The organism is Flavicella sp. IMCC45537 (genome assembly GCF_057197705.1).
Window position 1 is genome coordinate 2,185,328 of record NZ_CM170067.1, and the last position, 15,591, is coordinate 2,200,918.

General features: G+C 33.2%; 18 protein-coding genes. 7 read left to right on the forward strand and 11 right to left on the reverse strand.

Annotated features, from left to right (window positions below; genetic code table 11):
• Position 1 precedes the first annotated feature (1 nt).
• The gene (gene mgrA, locus AC2DGP_RS08965; protein ID WP_484489722.1) at positions 2-1,021 is read right to left on the reverse strand and encodes an L-glyceraldehyde 3-phosphate reductase; all 1,020 of its coding nucleotides are present in this window, start codon (positions 1,019-1,021) and stop codon (positions 2-4) included.
• A 133-nt stretch (positions 1,022-1,154) separates the two neighbouring features.
• Between mgrA and AC2DGP_RS08970 the strand changes: the two genes are divergently transcribed.
• Together AC2DGP_RS08970 and AC2DGP_RS08975 are read left to right on the forward strand one after the other, a co-directional pair.
• A complete protein-coding gene (locus tag AC2DGP_RS08970; RefSeq protein WP_484489723.1) occupies positions 1,155-2,330 on the forward strand; it encodes an MFS transporter in 1,176 nt (391 codons plus the stop codon).
• A complete protein-coding gene (locus tag AC2DGP_RS08975; RefSeq protein WP_484489724.1) occupies positions 2,320-2,847 on the forward strand; it encodes a cupin domain-containing protein in 528 nt (175 codons plus the stop codon). Before AC2DGP_RS08970 ends, AC2DGP_RS08975 begins: the two co-directional genes overlap by 11 nt.
• 108 nt (positions 2,848-2,955) lie before the next feature.
• Here the strand turns inward: AC2DGP_RS08975 and purE are convergent, their stop codons facing one another.
• Genes purE through AC2DGP_RS08990 form a run of 3 tightly spaced genes read right to left on the reverse strand, consistent with a single transcriptional unit; the run spans position 2,956 to position 5,155 of the window.
• Positions 2,956-3,441 (reverse strand): 5-(carboxyamino)imidazole ribonucleotide mutase, encoded by a 486-nt coding sequence (gene purE, locus AC2DGP_RS08980; protein ID WP_484489725.1) that lies wholly within the window; start codon positions 3,439-3,441, stop codon positions 2,956-2,958.
• A 28-nt stretch (positions 3,442-3,469) separates the two neighbouring features.
• Positions 3,470-4,615: a 5-(carboxyamino)imidazole ribonucleotide synthase gene (locus AC2DGP_RS08985; RefSeq protein ID WP_484489726.1), complete on the reverse strand. Its 1,146-nt coding sequence runs from the start codon at positions 4,613-4,615 to the stop codon at positions 3,470-3,472.
• Between the two features lie 51 nt (positions 4,616-4,666).
• On the reverse strand, positions 4,667-5,155 hold the full coding sequence (locus AC2DGP_RS08990; protein ID WP_484489727.1) for a hypothetical protein: 489 nt from the start codon (positions 5,153-5,155) through the stop codon (positions 4,667-4,669).
• A 115-nt stretch (positions 5,156-5,270) separates the two neighbouring features.
• On the opposite strand from AC2DGP_RS08990, the gene greA reads away from it, so the two are divergent.
• Together greA and AC2DGP_RS09000 are read left to right on the forward strand one after the other, a co-directional pair.
• A complete protein-coding gene (greA, locus tag AC2DGP_RS08995; protein WP_300325844.1) occupies positions 5,271-5,744 on the forward strand; it encodes a transcription elongation factor GreA in 474 nt (157 codons plus the stop codon).
• A 75-nt stretch (positions 5,745-5,819) separates the two neighbouring features.
• Entirely contained in the window at positions 5,820-6,218 is a 399-nt protein-coding gene (locus tag AC2DGP_RS09000; protein ID WP_484489728.1) for an HIT family protein, read from the forward strand.
• Here AC2DGP_RS09000 and AC2DGP_RS09005 read toward each other — a convergent pair.
• The gene (locus AC2DGP_RS09005; RefSeq protein ID WP_484489729.1) at positions 6,215-7,348 is read right to left on the reverse strand and encodes a sensor histidine kinase; all 1,134 of its coding nucleotides are present in this window, start codon (positions 7,346-7,348) and stop codon (positions 6,215-6,217) included. The genes AC2DGP_RS09000 and AC2DGP_RS09005 overlap by 4 nt on opposite strands.
• A 217-nt stretch (positions 7,349-7,565) precedes the next feature.
• Here AC2DGP_RS09005 and AC2DGP_RS09010 point away from each other — a divergent pair, with 217 nt between their 5' ends.
• The 3 genes from AC2DGP_RS09010 (at position 7,566) to frr (ending at position 9,357) form a co-directional block, all read left to right on the forward strand.
• Positions 7,566-7,931: a DUF3127 domain-containing protein gene (locus tag AC2DGP_RS09010; RefSeq protein ID WP_484489730.1), complete on the forward strand. Its 366-nt coding sequence runs from the start codon at positions 7,566-7,568 to the stop codon at positions 7,929-7,931.
• 134 nt (positions 7,932-8,065) lie between these two features.
• Positions 8,066-8,779 (forward strand): UMP kinase, encoded by a 714-nt coding sequence (pyrH, locus tag AC2DGP_RS09015; protein WP_484489731.1) that lies wholly within the window; start codon positions 8,066-8,068, stop codon positions 8,777-8,779.
• Positions 8,780-8,802: 23 nt separating this feature from the next.
• A complete protein-coding gene (gene frr, locus AC2DGP_RS09020) occupies positions 8,803-9,357 on the forward strand; it encodes a ribosome recycling factor (RefSeq protein ID WP_484489732.1) in 555 nt (184 codons plus the stop codon).
• A gap of 58 nt (positions 9,358-9,415) precedes the next feature.
• Here frr and AC2DGP_RS09025 read toward each other — a convergent pair whose 3' ends face one another.
• From AC2DGP_RS09025 to AC2DGP_RS09050, 6 genes are all read right to left on the reverse strand, one after another.
• Complete coding sequence (locus tag AC2DGP_RS09025) at positions 9,416-10,171, reverse strand: LytR/AlgR family response regulator transcription factor (protein ID WP_484489733.1); 756 nt, start codon at positions 10,169-10,171, stop codon at positions 9,416-9,418.
• A gap of 12 nt (positions 10,172-10,183) precedes the next feature.
• A complete protein-coding gene (locus tag AC2DGP_RS09030) occupies positions 10,184-10,465 on the reverse strand; it encodes a 2TM domain-containing protein (protein WP_484489734.1) in 282 nt (93 codons plus the stop codon).
• A gap of 2 nt (positions 10,466-10,467) precedes the next feature.
• Positions 10,468-11,781 (reverse strand): histidine kinase, encoded by a 1,314-nt coding sequence (locus AC2DGP_RS09035; RefSeq protein WP_484489735.1) that lies wholly within the window; start codon positions 11,779-11,781, stop codon positions 10,468-10,470.
• Positions 11,782-11,783: 2 nt separating this feature from the next.
• Entirely contained in the window at positions 11,784-12,407 is a 624-nt protein-coding gene (locus AC2DGP_RS09040; protein ID WP_484489736.1) for a hypothetical protein, read from the reverse strand.
• A 100-nt stretch (positions 12,408-12,507) separates the two neighbouring features.
• Complete coding sequence (locus AC2DGP_RS09045; protein WP_484489737.1) at positions 12,508-14,664, reverse strand: TonB-dependent receptor; 2,157 nt, start codon at positions 14,662-14,664, stop codon at positions 12,508-12,510.
• An 88-nt stretch (positions 14,665-14,752) separates the two neighbouring features.
• A complete protein-coding gene (locus AC2DGP_RS09050) occupies positions 14,753-15,460 on the reverse strand; it encodes a hypothetical protein (protein ID WP_484489738.1) in 708 nt (235 codons plus the stop codon).
• Positions 15,461-15,591: the final 131 nt, after the last annotated feature.

The window sequence follows — 15,591 nt, forward strand, 5'->3', positions numbered from 1 at the left end:
ACTATGCTTTTAATATTTCTTCAATTCTAAGCAACGTAGCTGCATCGAACTCTAAACAGTTTAATGATTTTATACTATCTAACAATTGAGAACTTCTACTCGCTCCAACTAACACCGATGTTATTCGTTCATCTCTTAAAATCCATGCGATGGCCATTTGCGCTAATGTTTGCCCTCGCTCTTCCGCGATTACATTCAGAAGTCTAACTTTATCCAAAACTTCATTTATTTGATCTTTTTTCAAATACCTGCCATCTTTAACTGCTCGGGAATCTTCTGGAAAACCATTTAAATATTTATTTGTTAACATCCCTTGTCTCAAGGGAGAAAAAGCTATTCCACCTACTCCGTTCTCTCCTAAAACATCCAACAAACCATCCTCTACCCAACGGTCTAACATATTATACCTTGGCTGATGAATCAAACAAGGCGTTCCTAAATCTTGCAATATTTTAAATGCTTTAGCTGCCTCTTCCGCCTTATAATTTGACAACCCAACATACAAAGCCTTCCCTTGTCTAACAATATGATCTAAAGCTCCCATGGTTTCTTCTAATGGCGTATCTGGATCTGGTCTATGATGATAAAAAATATCCACATAATCCAAATTCATTCTTTTCAAGCTCTGATCTAAACTAGATATTAAATACTTTCTTGAACCAAAATTACCATAAGGACCAGGCCACATATCATAACCTGCTTTCGTAGAAATTATCAATTCATCTCTATAAGGTTTAAAATCTTTATTGAAAATAGTACCAAAATTAGTTTCAGCACCCCCATAAGGAGGACCATAATTATTCGCTAAATCAAAATGAGTAATTCCATTATCAAAAGCAGTTTGCAAAATATCTCTTGCATTTTCAAAATCATCAGTAAAACTAAAGTTATGCCATAACCCTAACGAAAGAGCAGGTAATAACAACCCACTATTTCCAGTTCTCCTGTAAACCATATTCTCATACCGAGAATCACTTGCTTTGTAATTTTCTACCACAGATACATTAAAAGATGCGCTCATACTATTTATATTTTGAATGTAAACTTACTATTTTGAATTAAATTTACGTATTCATTTGTAATCAATTTAACGTAGTATTGTAATTATTTGTAAGCGTGTATCTTCTTTTATGACCAACACCAAAATTAAACGCATGAGCATTCCTAAAAAAACACTTCCTTTAATTATTATCTCACAATTTTTGTGTACCTCTCTCTGGTTTGCTGGCAACAGTATTATTTCTGATCTTATCTTAGCATACAACTTAAATAGCAATGCACTAAGTTATGTTACTTCAGCTGTTCAATTTGGTTTTATATTAGGTACATTATCCTTTGCATTATTGGCAATTAGCGACAAATACCCACCTTCAAAAATAATTTTTATCTGTGCCTTATTCGGAAGTGCATTTAATTTAGGAATACTTTATCCTTCCAACACTCTAAGTAGCATTTTACTTTTTAGATTCTTAACAGGTTTTTGTCTTGCCGGAATCTACCCTATCGGAATGAAAATAGCTGCGGATTATTTTGAAAAAGGACTCGGAAAATCTCTTGGCTGGTTGGTGGGAGCCTTGGTATTAGGTACCGCTTTCCCTCATTATATTAAACTAATTGCAACCTCATCCCCTTGGGAATATGTGCTCATCGCAACCTCCCTCTTAGCTACAATAGGTGGTTTATTAATTTTAATATTTGTAAAAAAAGGACCTTATTTCAAAAAAAATAACACCAGACCCCAAATCAATAGCATTCCATTCATATTTAAAAGCAAACAATTTAAGCAAGCTGCATTCGGTTATTTTGGTCATATGTGGGAACTCTATGCTTTTTGGGCTTTTGTTCCAGTCATGATTTCTATTTTCAATGAAACCACACAAAAAAATCTATCTGTTCCCCTATATTCATTTATCATTATCGGTATAGGCAGTCTATCTTGTGTAATTAGCGGATATCTTTCTGAATATTTTGGTCTCAAAAAAACCGCCTCTTATTTTTTATTAGCATCTGGTATATGTTGTTGTATCGCTCCATTTATATTCAACCTTCCAAATATTGCCTTTATTTCATTTTTAAGCCTATGGGGATTTGTTGTGATTGGTGATTCTCCGCTTTTTTCCACTCTCATCGCAACAAACACCACACCAGACACAAAAGGCACCGCTTTAACAATTGTAAATTGTATTGGTTTTTCAATTACAATCATAAGTATTCAAATATTAAGTTTTTTACATCTTACGTATGATACGAATTTTATATTTTTAATTTTGGCAATTGGCCCTATCTTTGGAAGTTTGAAACTTTTTAAAAAAATGAAATATGAAAATTAAAATAATACTGTTATTCACCCTACTTGGACTTAACATAGCCTGTAAAAAAGAAAGTTCACATTCCCATAAAACCCCATCTAAACCCATTGTTGTATTACCTGATGGTGGAAAAGAATGGAATGTATTTGGCGTGAAAATTATCGGCAAAATACTTAGCGAAGAAACACATGGAGCCTATTCAGTAATCGTAACAGATACGCCTCCTATGGGCGGACCCCCACCACATGTTCATAGCCAGGAGGATGAATTGTTTTATGTTCTAAAAGGTCATTATGAGTTTTATTGTGGAGCACAAACTATCGATGCTCCTCAAGGGAGTTTAATACAGCTCCCTAAAGGAATTCCACATCATTTTAAAAACATAGACAGCGTCACTGGAATTACGATCAATACGATTACGCCAGGAGGGTTTGAAAACTTCTTTGAATCAATCGCACAGATATCTAAAAATGGCAAACCCAATAGACAACAAATAGATTCTATAGCCAATAGTTATGGCATGAAATTTATCAAATAAATCTTCTATTTTAAGGGACGGACTATAATTGTCATTATAGCCGACCTAAAATTATACAACAAAAAAAGCGACCCAGTAGGTCGCTTTTCATATATAAATCAATATGTTTTATGCTTTTCTTACGCGTTCAGAGGCTGCAATTACCTTTTCTTTTAAACCTTGTTTATAAGCAATAATTGTATCCAAAATATCAGGGTTTGAAGCACCAATAATTTGAGCTGCTAAAATACCTGCATTTTTCGCACCATCTAAGGCAACGGTAGCAACTGGAACTCCCCCTGGCATTTGCAATATAGACAATACTGAATCCCATCCATCAATAGAATTTCTAGATTTTACCGGAACTCCAATCACAGGCAAGGGACTCATAGAAGCCACCATACCTGGTAAATGCGCCGCTCCACCTGCTCCAGCAATAATGACAGAAACACCTCTTAAGTGAGCATTATTAGAAAATTCTACCAATTTCTCTGGTGTTCTATGGGCAGATACTATATCAACTTCATTTGCTATTCCAAATTCATTTAATACATCAATTGCATCCTGCATCACCGGAAGATCAGAATCACTACCCATTATTATTGCTACTTTCATTTTCTTATATTTTAATTCCTGATTGGATTTATTTACTAATTACTCGAATTGTATTTTTAACTTTCTCTGCAACTTCTCTTGCTTTCGAAATATCTTGATTTACGATGGTAACATGTCCCATTTTTCTAAAAGGTCTTGTTTCTTTCTTTCCGTATATATGCGGAGTCACTCCTTCTAACTGCAACACCTCTTCCATGTTTTCGTAAAAAACATTCCCAGAGAAACCTTCAGCACCTACTAGATTCACCATAATTCCAGCCATTTTACTATCAGTATGCCCTAATGGTAAATTTAAAACAGTACGCAAATGCTGTTCAAATTGATTCGTCAAAGAAGCCTCAATACTATAATGTCCACTATTATGGGTTCTCGGAGCTACCTCATTCACGATGATTTCATCCTCTTCCGTTTGAAACATTTCCACCGCCAACAAACCAACATGTTCAAAAGATTCTGCAACCTTTAAGGCAACTTGATTTGCTTTTGCAGCAACCTCATCAGAAATACGAGCTGGGCAAATTACATACTCTACTTGATTTGCTTCAGGATGAAATTCCATCTCCACTACAGGATAAGTTTTTATTTCACCGCTTGCATTCCTAGCTACAATAACTGCCAATTCATTTTTAAATGGAATCAACTCCTCAGTAATACATTCAGTATCGGCTAATCCATCAATATCAGCTTGACTTCTTACTATCTTAACTCCTGTACCATCATATCCAAACTGAGCTGATTTCCAAACAAATGGAAAGTCAAAATTAGTTTCTTTTAATGTAGCCAAGGACTCAAATCTTTGATGCGGAGAAGTAGGAATTCCTTTTTCAACATAGAAATCTTTTTGCTTTCCTTTATGCTGAATCACTTCTATAACATTAGGTTGAGGATATACTTTTACCCCTTCTTTTTCTAATCGATATAAAGCTTCAATATTTACATGTTCAATCTCAATCGTTAAAACATCAACTGATTTTCCAAACTTATAAACGGTATCAAAGTCTAATAAATCCCCAACATGAAACTCATTACAATGAGCAGCACACGGAGCCTCCTTAGAAGGATCTAATATAGAAGTATGTACATCAAATTTTTGGGTTTCAGCCAACAACATTTTACCAAGTTGCCCGCCTCCTAAAACGCCTAATTTAAAATCCGAAGAAAAGTATGTTTTCATGTGTGTAAAATTTGGCGCAAAAATAAGTATCTATTTTGAATTATTCACCTTTTAAAAGTTAGTAATTCTCAATTGATTATTTCCTAAGTAATCTACTCTGTATTGTTGCATATCATATGCCACTCCCTCCAATGGTACCATTGCACCTTCTTCATCCTTTTGATATGTAATAGAATAACCTAATTCAAAATTATAAAAGATTCCATCAGAATCACAAGCATTTGTCAATTCAGGAAAGCTACTAATATCCATCGGTGTAGCACATGATGGAACTTCAATATGAGGACAAGCCAAGTCAAAAGCTAAATATTGGTCCACACTTTGATCTCCCTTATTTGTCTTATACAGAATAACACCCCTATGCCCCAAATCTGGATACACGACATACCAGCCATCAACTAATTGATTACCTGGAAATAAATTTAAGCTTACCGTTTTACTAAAAGTAATATCCGGTATAAGATTCTGATCTTGATAGGGTTCATCTGTGCATCCAACTGCTATGATCGTCAAAAAAAGAATGTAAATATATTTTTTCATGTCACCTTGGGGTTTAGGAAAATTAGGTTGCAATTTACAAATAATTTGTATATTTGTCACGATCTCATTCGCTATTAGTCGCAATGAGATTTTGTTTTTATAAAAAGAAAAAGTTATGAGTGATATATCTTACTACTCTCCGGAAGGATTGAAAAAATTAAAAGACGAATTAGAGCATTTAGAGTCGGTTGAAAGACCAAGAGTAACGCAAGAAATTTCTGACGCTAGAGACAAAGGTGATTTGAGTGAAAATGCTGAATACCATGCAGCAAAAGAAGAGCAATCTCATTTAGAATTTAAAATTGCTAAATTAAAAAATGTAGTTGCCAATGCTAGAATATTAGATGAATCTCAATTAGATTTATCAAAAATCTTAATTCACTCTGTAGTGAAACTAAGAAACACTGCAAATAAAATGGAGTTTACCTACACATTAGTAGCTGACTCTGAAACAGATATTAAAAACGGTAAGTTATCTGTAAATTCTCCTATCGGAAAAGGTTTATTAGGACTTAAAGTTGGAGAAATTGCAGAAGTAAAAGTTCCTAATGGAATTATGAAATTTGAAATTTTAGAAATCTCTAGATAATTCAAACTTCCAAATAAAACAGTAACCCTTTTCATTTATTTGAAAAGGGTTTTTTACTTTTGAAAAAAACTCAACATGGAAACTATATTCACGAAAATCATAAACCAAGAAATACCATCTTATAAAATTGCTGAAAACGAGTTTTATTACGCTTTTCTTGATATCAACCCCAATACAAAAGGACACACTTTGGTGATCCCTAAAAAACCTGTTGATAAGTTATTTGAACTGGATGAGGACACCTATAATGGTTTGTTTAGCTATGCTCGAAAAATTGCCTTAGCTATAGAAAAAGTGGTTCCGTGCAATAGAGTTGGGATGTCCGTTATAGGGTTAGAAGTTCCTCATGCCCATGTGCATCTAATTCCTTTAAATTCTATGAATGATGCTAACTTTGCTGCACCAAAAGAAAAAATGACCACCGAAGAGTTTATAAATTTAGCCAAAGAAATTGCAGCTCATATAAAAAACTAAAGAGGTATTTGAACTTCAAAAGTAGTTCCTACTTTTGGTTCAGATTTTTTTACAAATATTTTTCCTGAATGGTAATCTTCTACAATTCTTTTTGATAAAGAAAGACCAAGTCCCCATCCTCTTTTCTTAGTTGTAAAACCAGGTGTGAATATTTTTTTAAATTGATTTTTTGCAATTCCCTTTCCGGTATCTTGTACCGTGATCACCATTTTATTCGACACGCTTTTTAAATGTATCGACAAAGAACCTTTTCCAGCCATTGCATCGATAGCATTTTTAATTAGGTTTTCTAAGACCCATGTAAATAGTTGCTCACTGATATCAACAATTACTTGTGGCTCTTCCGTTTCAAAAGTGAAAGAAATATTTTTTGAACTTCTCGATTCAAAATACGAAAGTGTTTTTTTCAGAATTGGCAATACATCCAAAGCTTCTTTCTCTGGAATCGACCCAATCTTAGAAAAACGATCTGCAATAATACTTAATCTAAATACGTCTTTTTCGATTTCTGGTACGATTTGCGGAACAGAATTATCTAGCTTCATTAATTCTACCCACCCCATTAAGGACGACAATGGTGTTCCTATTTGATGGGCAGTCTCCTTAGCCATACCAGTCCATAATTTATTCTGTTCTGCAATTTTATTCGATTTAAAAACCAAATAAATAATCCCTGAAAACAATGTCAAAATCAAAACCAACATTAAAGGATAGTACTGCAATCTAGTCAACAAATCAGAATCTCTATAATAGATATGATATTTTTTATTTTCTAAATAATTAATGATAATAGGCGTATTCTCTACCTTCATAATCCTCAACTGATCATAGAGATATTCTTTATCAAGAGCTTTGATAGAATCTAAATTTCTATTCATTATGATAGAATCTAATTCATTAGTAACAATCATTGGAATATTGTGATTGCTCTCAATTATTTTTGCTTCTAAAGAAAAATCTTGATCCAAATCATCAGATCCGAATCGATCATAAGCTTTCGCTAAAATTTCCATTTTCGAACGCTCATTCGTTTTAAATTTTTTAGAAAAATCATACGTATTCCAAAGAATCGCACTTACGATACCAAAAGAAACAACGACAATAATATATTTGTAATATTTTTTAACCATATGAAAATCTCAATTTGAGAAGCCTACAACAAGAACGCAAAAAAAAACCAATATTGTACAAGAATTAAGCTTTGGTTTATATTTTAAGATTTATGTTGATAAGTTCTAACAATACAATGTTCAAAAAAAGCATTTAAAACGATAAAATATTATAAATTTGTATTGCTCCTTTTAAAAGGAACCTCATCGAAAAAAAACTAATTTAATTTATAAAGAAATGCAAGTAACAGGAAAGGTTAAATTGATCAATGCAGAGCAAACATTCGGAAGTAATGGATTCAGAAAACGTGAATTAGTTGTTACAACGGAAGAACAGTACCCTCAGTCTATTTTAATAGAATTTGTTCAAGACAAATGTGATTTATTAAATAATTACAGTACTGGACAAGATGTAACTGTATCAATCAACTTAAGAGGAAGAGAGTGGGTTAATCCACAAGGAGAGACAAAGTATTTCAACTCTATCCAAGGATGGAGAATTGAGGCAGCTCAATCAACTGGAGCACCTGCAGGAGGAAACTCTTTTGAAACTACAAGCGCACCTGCTGCAAGTAGTAACGAACCAGATGATTTACCATTCTAAATTTATCTCACAACATATATAGAGGTTATCGTTTTAGATAACCTCTTTTTTTTGACCTAAATACTAGAAGAATTAAAAAAATCTTTTAGCCAAGAAAACCAAAAAACTTATATTTGCCAAAAATTTAGCACATCATGCAATACAAAAGAATATTACTAAAACTGAGTGGAGAATCGTTAATGGGGGAAAACCAATATGGTATTGACCCAAAAAGATTATCGGAGTATGCTCAAGAAATTAAAGCCATTGTAGATAAAGGAATCGAAGTGGCTATTGTTATTGGTGGTGGAAATATTTTTAGAGGAGTTGCAGGTGCTAGTAACGGTATGGACCGTGTACAAGGAGATTATATGGGAATGTTAGCTACTTGTATCAACGGATTGGCATTACAAAGTGCTATTGAATCTGCTGGTGTTAGTACTCGTTTGCAAACTGCTATTAAAATGGAACAAGTTGCTGAGCCTTTTATCAAAAGAAAAGCAGTGCGTCACCTTGAGAAAGGTAGAGTTGTTATTTTTGGTGCTGGAACTGGAAACCCTTATTTCACAACAGATACTGCCGCAGTACTAAGAGCCATTGAAGTTTCTGCTGATGTTATTTTAAAAGGAACACGTGTGGATGGTATTTATTCTGCAGATCCTGAAAAAGACCCTAATGCAACAAAATTTGATACTATTACTTATCAAAATGTTCTTGACAAAGGTTTAAAAATTATGGACTTGACGGCATTTACATTGAGTCAAGAAAATAATTTGCCTATTATTGTATTTGATATGGATACTGAAGGAAATTTACAAAAATTACTTTCAGGTGATAAAATTGGAACTGTAGTTTCAGATAAAGAATAAGCTGAACAATATAAATACTCATTATGAACGAAGAAATTGAATTTATCATTGATAGTGCTAAAGAACAAATGAACAATGCTATTGATCATTTGCATAAAGAATTTAGCAACATTAGAGCAGGAAAAGCAACTCCTGGTATGCTAGGAAGTGTAATGGTGGACTACTATGGATCTCAAACAAAACTGAGTCAAGTTGCCAACGTTAACACTCCAGATGGTAGAACAATCACTGTTCAACCCTGGGAAAAACAATTAATTCCTGAAATTGAAAAAGGAATATTAGTGGCAAACTTAGGCTTTAATCCTATGAACAATGGAGAAAGCATTATCATTAATGTACCTGCCTTAACGGAAGAACGTAGACGTGAATTATCTAAAATTGCCAAAGCTGCTGCTGAGCACGCTAAAGTAAGTGTTAGAAATGCGCGTAAAGATGCTAATAACGATATTAAGAAAACGGATACTTCAGATGACGAAAAGAAAAACTCTGAAGCAGATGTACAAACTTTAACAGATTCTTACATCAAAAAAATTGATGAAGTTTACGCTGTTAAAGATGCTGAAATAATGAAAGTCTAATTTTTCATTTTAACTCATAAAAAAAGTCGCTATACAGCGACTTTTTTTTGATTATACCCTAACTAATCCAGTTTTTAAAATCTTTTACTTTTTCTCTACTTACAATTATTTCTGACTCAGAAAAAGAATGCAACACCAACTGTAATCTACTATTTGTATAAGATACAATATCTTTAATAGCACCGATATTGATATAAAATTTACGACTTACTCTAAAAAATTTTTCAGGATCAACATCACTTGCAACATCCTCTAAAGTTCCGTCCATTAAAAATATACGATTGCTTTTTGTAGCAATATAAGTCCCCTTATTTTCACTATAAAAACACTCAATATCTTCAACTGGAATCATCTTAATATGCTGCCCTAGCTTTACAGTAAATCTTTCCTTAAATTTTCTTTCAAGTGGATTGACTAATAATTTCCTGATTTCATTTAAATCTACTTGCAACGACTGTTTTTTAAGTTGATTATCCTCAAATTTTTCAATAGCATTTTCTAATTCTTCATAATCTATTGGCTTTAACAGATAATCTATGCTATTTAATTTAAAGGCTTTCAATGCATATTCATCATAAGCAGTGGTAAAAATAATTGCACTCTTTACAGTAACCTCTTCAAAAATCTCAAAACTCAAGCCATCAGACAATTGGATATCCAACAAAATTAAATCTGGATGCTCATTCTCTTGAAACCAGACAATAGACTCTTCTACAGAATGCAGCGTAGCTAATATACTTTTTCCTAATCTAGAAAGCATCCTCGTTAATCGTCTCGCAGAGGGTTTTTCATCTTCAATGATAATTATTTTCATAGCAATCTTCCCTTAAAAATTTTCGTCATTCATATATTCCTGAATTTTTCTTTCTTCCCATCTAGAGGTTTTTTTAAAAACGCGAATCGCATGCATCAACAAACCAAATCCCCAGCCCCCAATAGGAAACCAAAACCAGTAAAAACTAGGACTATTCAAAACGTTTAAATAAATCAATAACGGAATGACAACACAAAACGCAATGGCGTGTCCATAAAACTCTTTAATTTCTTTTACCTTGAGCATCGCTCTGGTATATTTCTCTTCTTCTGTTAAGTTTCCGTTCCTATCCATAATTAATAATTTTCTGAGTCCATAAATTCTTTCACTTTTCTTTGCTCCCATCCTTTATTGAATCCTATCAATCTAGCTCCTTGGATAGCCATGCCTAACCCCCAGCCTAACATTGGGTACCAAAACCATTTGTACCCCCAATAGGTCTGGTAATTGATAAAAATAAGAAATGGAATTACCACACAGTAAGAAACCAATCCGTAATAAAAATTCTTTAATTCATCAACACGTTTTTTAGCTCGTAAATATTTTTCACTCTGATTTATATAATCTGTTTGCATCACTTTAATTTCTTTGGTTAAAAGAGGTAATTTCACTTGAAATTTTTCTGTATCTGAAATTACCTCTACTATTTTTTTAGTAATCAAGCCATAACGTTGCTTGATATTCTTAAGTCCCACTTTGGTACTTTTTTCTAAAGATACTTTTGGCCTGTTATTGTTCTCTACAACCAAATACCCATCTTTTTCGTAAATATTTATTTGCAGTGGTCTGTCTGAGGTAATCATATTATGTTTAACCGCATTTTCTAGCAACAACTGCAAAGACAATGGGACAATTTTATAATTAGGATTACTCACATTTTCTGGAATATAATACTCCACCCCGTCTTCAAACCTCATTTTCAACAGCTGCATATAAGACTTCGCAAATTTCAACTCCTCTTCCAATGGAATCAGATTCTTATCCTTTTGTTCTAATACATATCGATATACTTTTGACAAACCTGTGGTAAATCTTTCTGCCTGTGCCGGATTCTCCTCAATCAAAGAAGTCAACACATTTAAACTATTGAATAAAAAATGTGGATCTAATTGATTTTTTAAAGACTCATATTTTGCCGTTTCTGTTTTTGCAACAATTTGCGACTCTGTTACTTTTCTCTCTTGGTTTCTTTTGTACCAGTATACGATGTGAAAAATAACTACTATGGTCAGCGAAATCCATAATCCAAAAGAATAATACCCCCATTTTTCTCTACTTAAAAATTCAGAAAAAGTAATTTCCTTTAAATACATTCCTGTAAACAGCCTCAGAAAAAATAACGCCAACAGAGTAACTCCTACTGCTCCAAAAATTCCGAGTGCCACTCTTAACGGCCATTGTTTCTCTTTCCATTTGATATTGTTTAAATAATAGAAAAAACCAACATTTGAAAAACTCAACACAAAGGAATACAATTGGTTTATTCCAAAATTTCGTAACAATTCTTCTGCAGAATTAAATTGGAAATCTCCATAAAAATAACTTCCCAAGAGAAAAGCCACTACCCCCATTACAAAGGCAAGCAATACGTTTTTCAAAAATCTATTCATTTCTATGATTTACAACTTTCAAGTAACACCTTTGCACGATCTTCACCCCAATTAGGGTAAAACGGAGAAGGCAATTCAAATGTAGCAAAAAGATCTAAAGATTTTTCTAAGTCATTTACAAATGGTTGAATATCATTACCAAAAAACTTTGCGGCTCCAATATTCCATTCCGCATGACAATACGCAGCTCTTGGATTTTCTGGCGCAATTTTCTCTGCTTTTTTGTACAATTTATCAATTTTTTTAGAATATTTTCTTCCATAGGTAGCTCCATCATAAGCAACCCAAGCAGTGTACAATAATGCTTGCAACACTAGTAATTCTGGATTGTCTTTCGAAATAATCATTGCTTTATCTAAATAAAGCTGCCCTTTTTTTAAATTTGCATCTAGTACGGCAAGATCATTAACTCCAAAGCTAGAAATAATTTCAATTTGGGCTGCATAATAATAAGGTACCCAATTGGTTTGCTCTGCATTGGCAATTCGTTCAAACATATGTACTGCTTCAGTATTTTTTTGTTCTCCCCACAAACCAAAAGCTTGTCGCATTCCTTCTTGATAATTAGATTGACTGCTCAATGTTAAGCTGATACTAAAAATTAAAACTGTAATCATTTTTTTCATAATAAATTGTTTTTAAGTTGCTACAAAGATGTTGAGATATTCAGGTTTTAAAAAAACTTAGAAACCGAATTGTAATTTTTCAATGATGAATTGTAATTCTCTACAAATTATCCAGTTGATTGTCTGTTCCTTTTTCACTTATCGTCCAGAAAAAACCAACAAAAAAGAAACTATCAGCTGCAGGTAATATTGGCCTGCTTTCAAAAACACCAGCCCCATTTGGAGTATTCGCATATTGATATCCATTGATATTTTGCCTTCCTAAAACATTATTCACAGATAGGTATAAGATTTTCTGTTGTGTTAATAAGTAAGCCCAGTTCATACTTAAACTGCCATAGGGAGTAGTTTTCTGATTCAAAAAACCAGTTTTATTAGAATCTGTATATGTTCTTCCCGAGGCATAAGTGTAGCTCAAGCCTATCTGACTTTTCCAGTCTTCTATCCAATGCTTTACAACGACTGAAAAATTATGCGTATTCACAAAATTTGGTTGCGCCTCACTTTCATAATTCTTGAAATCTCGTTTGCTATCTAAATAACTATAGCTCAACCAATAATCCGTATTTTTTATCGTTGTATTATCTCTCCAAAACACATCCAATCCGTTTGCAAAACCATAGCCTCCAGTAGAATAGTAACTACCATGATATGGAAGTTCAGTATCATACTTAATTAAATTATCATAAGTTTTGGCATACAGTTCTGTTCTAAATATTCTACCATTCTTATTGAACTGGTAATTGAATATATAATGCTGTGTTTTAGCAGAACTTAGGTTGTTATTAAATTTTAAATAGGTGTTGGATGCCGCTTGTAGAAAATCACCATAAGCAAAAGAAACCTGGCCAAATTTTGATACTTTATAAGCTAATGATGCTCTTGGAGAAAGGGAAGCTCTTTTTTCTAAATCTGAATATTCACCGCGAAGTCCAGCCTTTAATGCTAGATTCTTAGAGAAAAATAAATCAAATTCTGCGTATGAGGAAACAATATTTTTCTGAAATCCAACCGTATAAGAAGGAATATTTTCATCTAAAAAATCTTCTTCAAAATTTGTCGTAAAATATTCTGCCCCCAAACTAAATTGAAATCTATTGGAGAAAAATCTTTTAAACTTCACTTTCGCATGTAAAGAATTCTCTTTATCCCTAATATCACTTAGCTGGTAATCAACCTTGGTATCTGCGTAGGTATAACTAAGTCCGGTCATTATAGACCAATTTTCAGACAATAGTCCTTTGTAAGAACCATTAAAATAGAAATTATCATTTTGCAAACCATACCTCAATCCATCACTAAAGTTAATATCCTCTTGAACAACCTCTAATTTAGAAGCATCAAAAGCTGTATATAATTTCAACAAGCCATTTTTGAACACATGCCGATAAACAGTTTCTCCAGACAAAGCTTCATAAGGTTTTATCCATTCATTTCTATCGTAAAAAATAGAATTGTAAGGAGCTAAATTTAGATAAGAAACATTTACGCTTAAAGAATTTTTATTCCATATCTGTGTATTTCCAACCGTAGCACCCACACTCATGATTCCGACATCTGTCTTTTCCTGTTCTGGCTCATTAATCGTGTTTAATAATAGAACACCAGACAAGGCTTGTCCATACTCTGCTGAATAACCTCCGGTTGAAAAAGTCATTCCCTCAAATAAAAACGGTGAATAACGACCTCTTGTAGGGGTGTTATTTGCGGAGGCTAAATATGGAGTAAAAACTCTTATCCCATCAATAAATATCTGGGTTTCATCTGCCTGTCCACCTCTCACAAACAAACGTCCATCTTCAGCAACTGTTGAAGTACCCGGCATGGTTTGAAAAGCCGCGATTGGGTCGCCTAGAGCACTTGCCGTTGTTACGACATCTAAAGGCTTAAGTGTGGCAACTTTACTATGATCACCTGATGAAAATGTACCTGCAGCAATCACTACAGCATCCAAGGAGTTAACATCTTCCTTTAATTTTACTGTCATTGCTTTCATACACAACACATCGTAGGTTAGCTCCTTCGTTTCAAAAGAAACATAGGAAACCACAAGTGTTTGTTTGCCTTTAGTTTGGGTAGCGAATGCAAAATGACCTGTATCGTCTGTCATTCCACCTGAATAAGTTCCTTTTAAATACACATTGGCTCCAATGATCGGCTCCTTATTTTGATTCAAAACAAATCCGTCAATATGGGTTTGACTAGAGCCTGTAAACGACATCATTAACAAGCATGATATTACTATAAAACGTTTCATAAAAGTTGATTTTTTTTCAAAAATCTAACGAAACTGTCTTTCTAAGAAGTAATACATACCCAACTGTAGAAATAAAGAGATGAGCTGTTTATTTTCTGGCTTTTCTAGTGCGTTTTCTTAATTTGAATATCCTATCTGCATAGTACATTTTTAATTCTTCCAGAAAGTCCATAGGGTTATCATAAGTTGTCATCACAATATAGGTTTGTTTCTTTTTAAAAGCACGCAACTCTAAAGTGATTTTTTGATAATGAATTTCTAAATATTCATTCGGATCAATATCTGATTTTGATACAGGCACACTATCAAACTCTACTAAATTTCCACTCATTACATAGGCATGAAAAGCGATAAGCTCTTCCAAACTTCCGTTGTTATACAATTCGATTAATTGACTTGCCGCATCTGTAGCTAAATCTTTTTGATCGCTTTCCAAAGAAAATTTATCTGGGTGCACACAAATCATTGCTTCACGATACAGAGATTTTCTTTGTTTCTTTTCATAATCGGACTCTACTTCTTCATAAGACGGAATAGGAACCACAGCCTCTTGAGGAATATAATTCTTCCCTTTTTGCTTTTGTAAAAGACGTTTTTGCTTTTTCTCCTTTTGGATTTTTTTATAAAGAGCCGTTAATTCTTGAACCTCCACAATCTCTGACTCCAAGGATTTAATTAACTCATTTTCAAAAGGGCTTAGCATTTTTTCTAAACGTTCTAATTCCTTTTTTTTATCAGAAATTTTAGCTAATAATTCTTCCTTTTGAGTGTTATTTGAAGTAGGGGAATTTTCCATTTTAAATGAAATGCAATTTATAAAGTTCAAATCTCTAACTTTTTTTCAAAACAATCTAAGTTCTTTCTATCCATTTTTATTATTTACATAAGTTAATAGTACTCAACAATTAACAAATATTAAATATAATT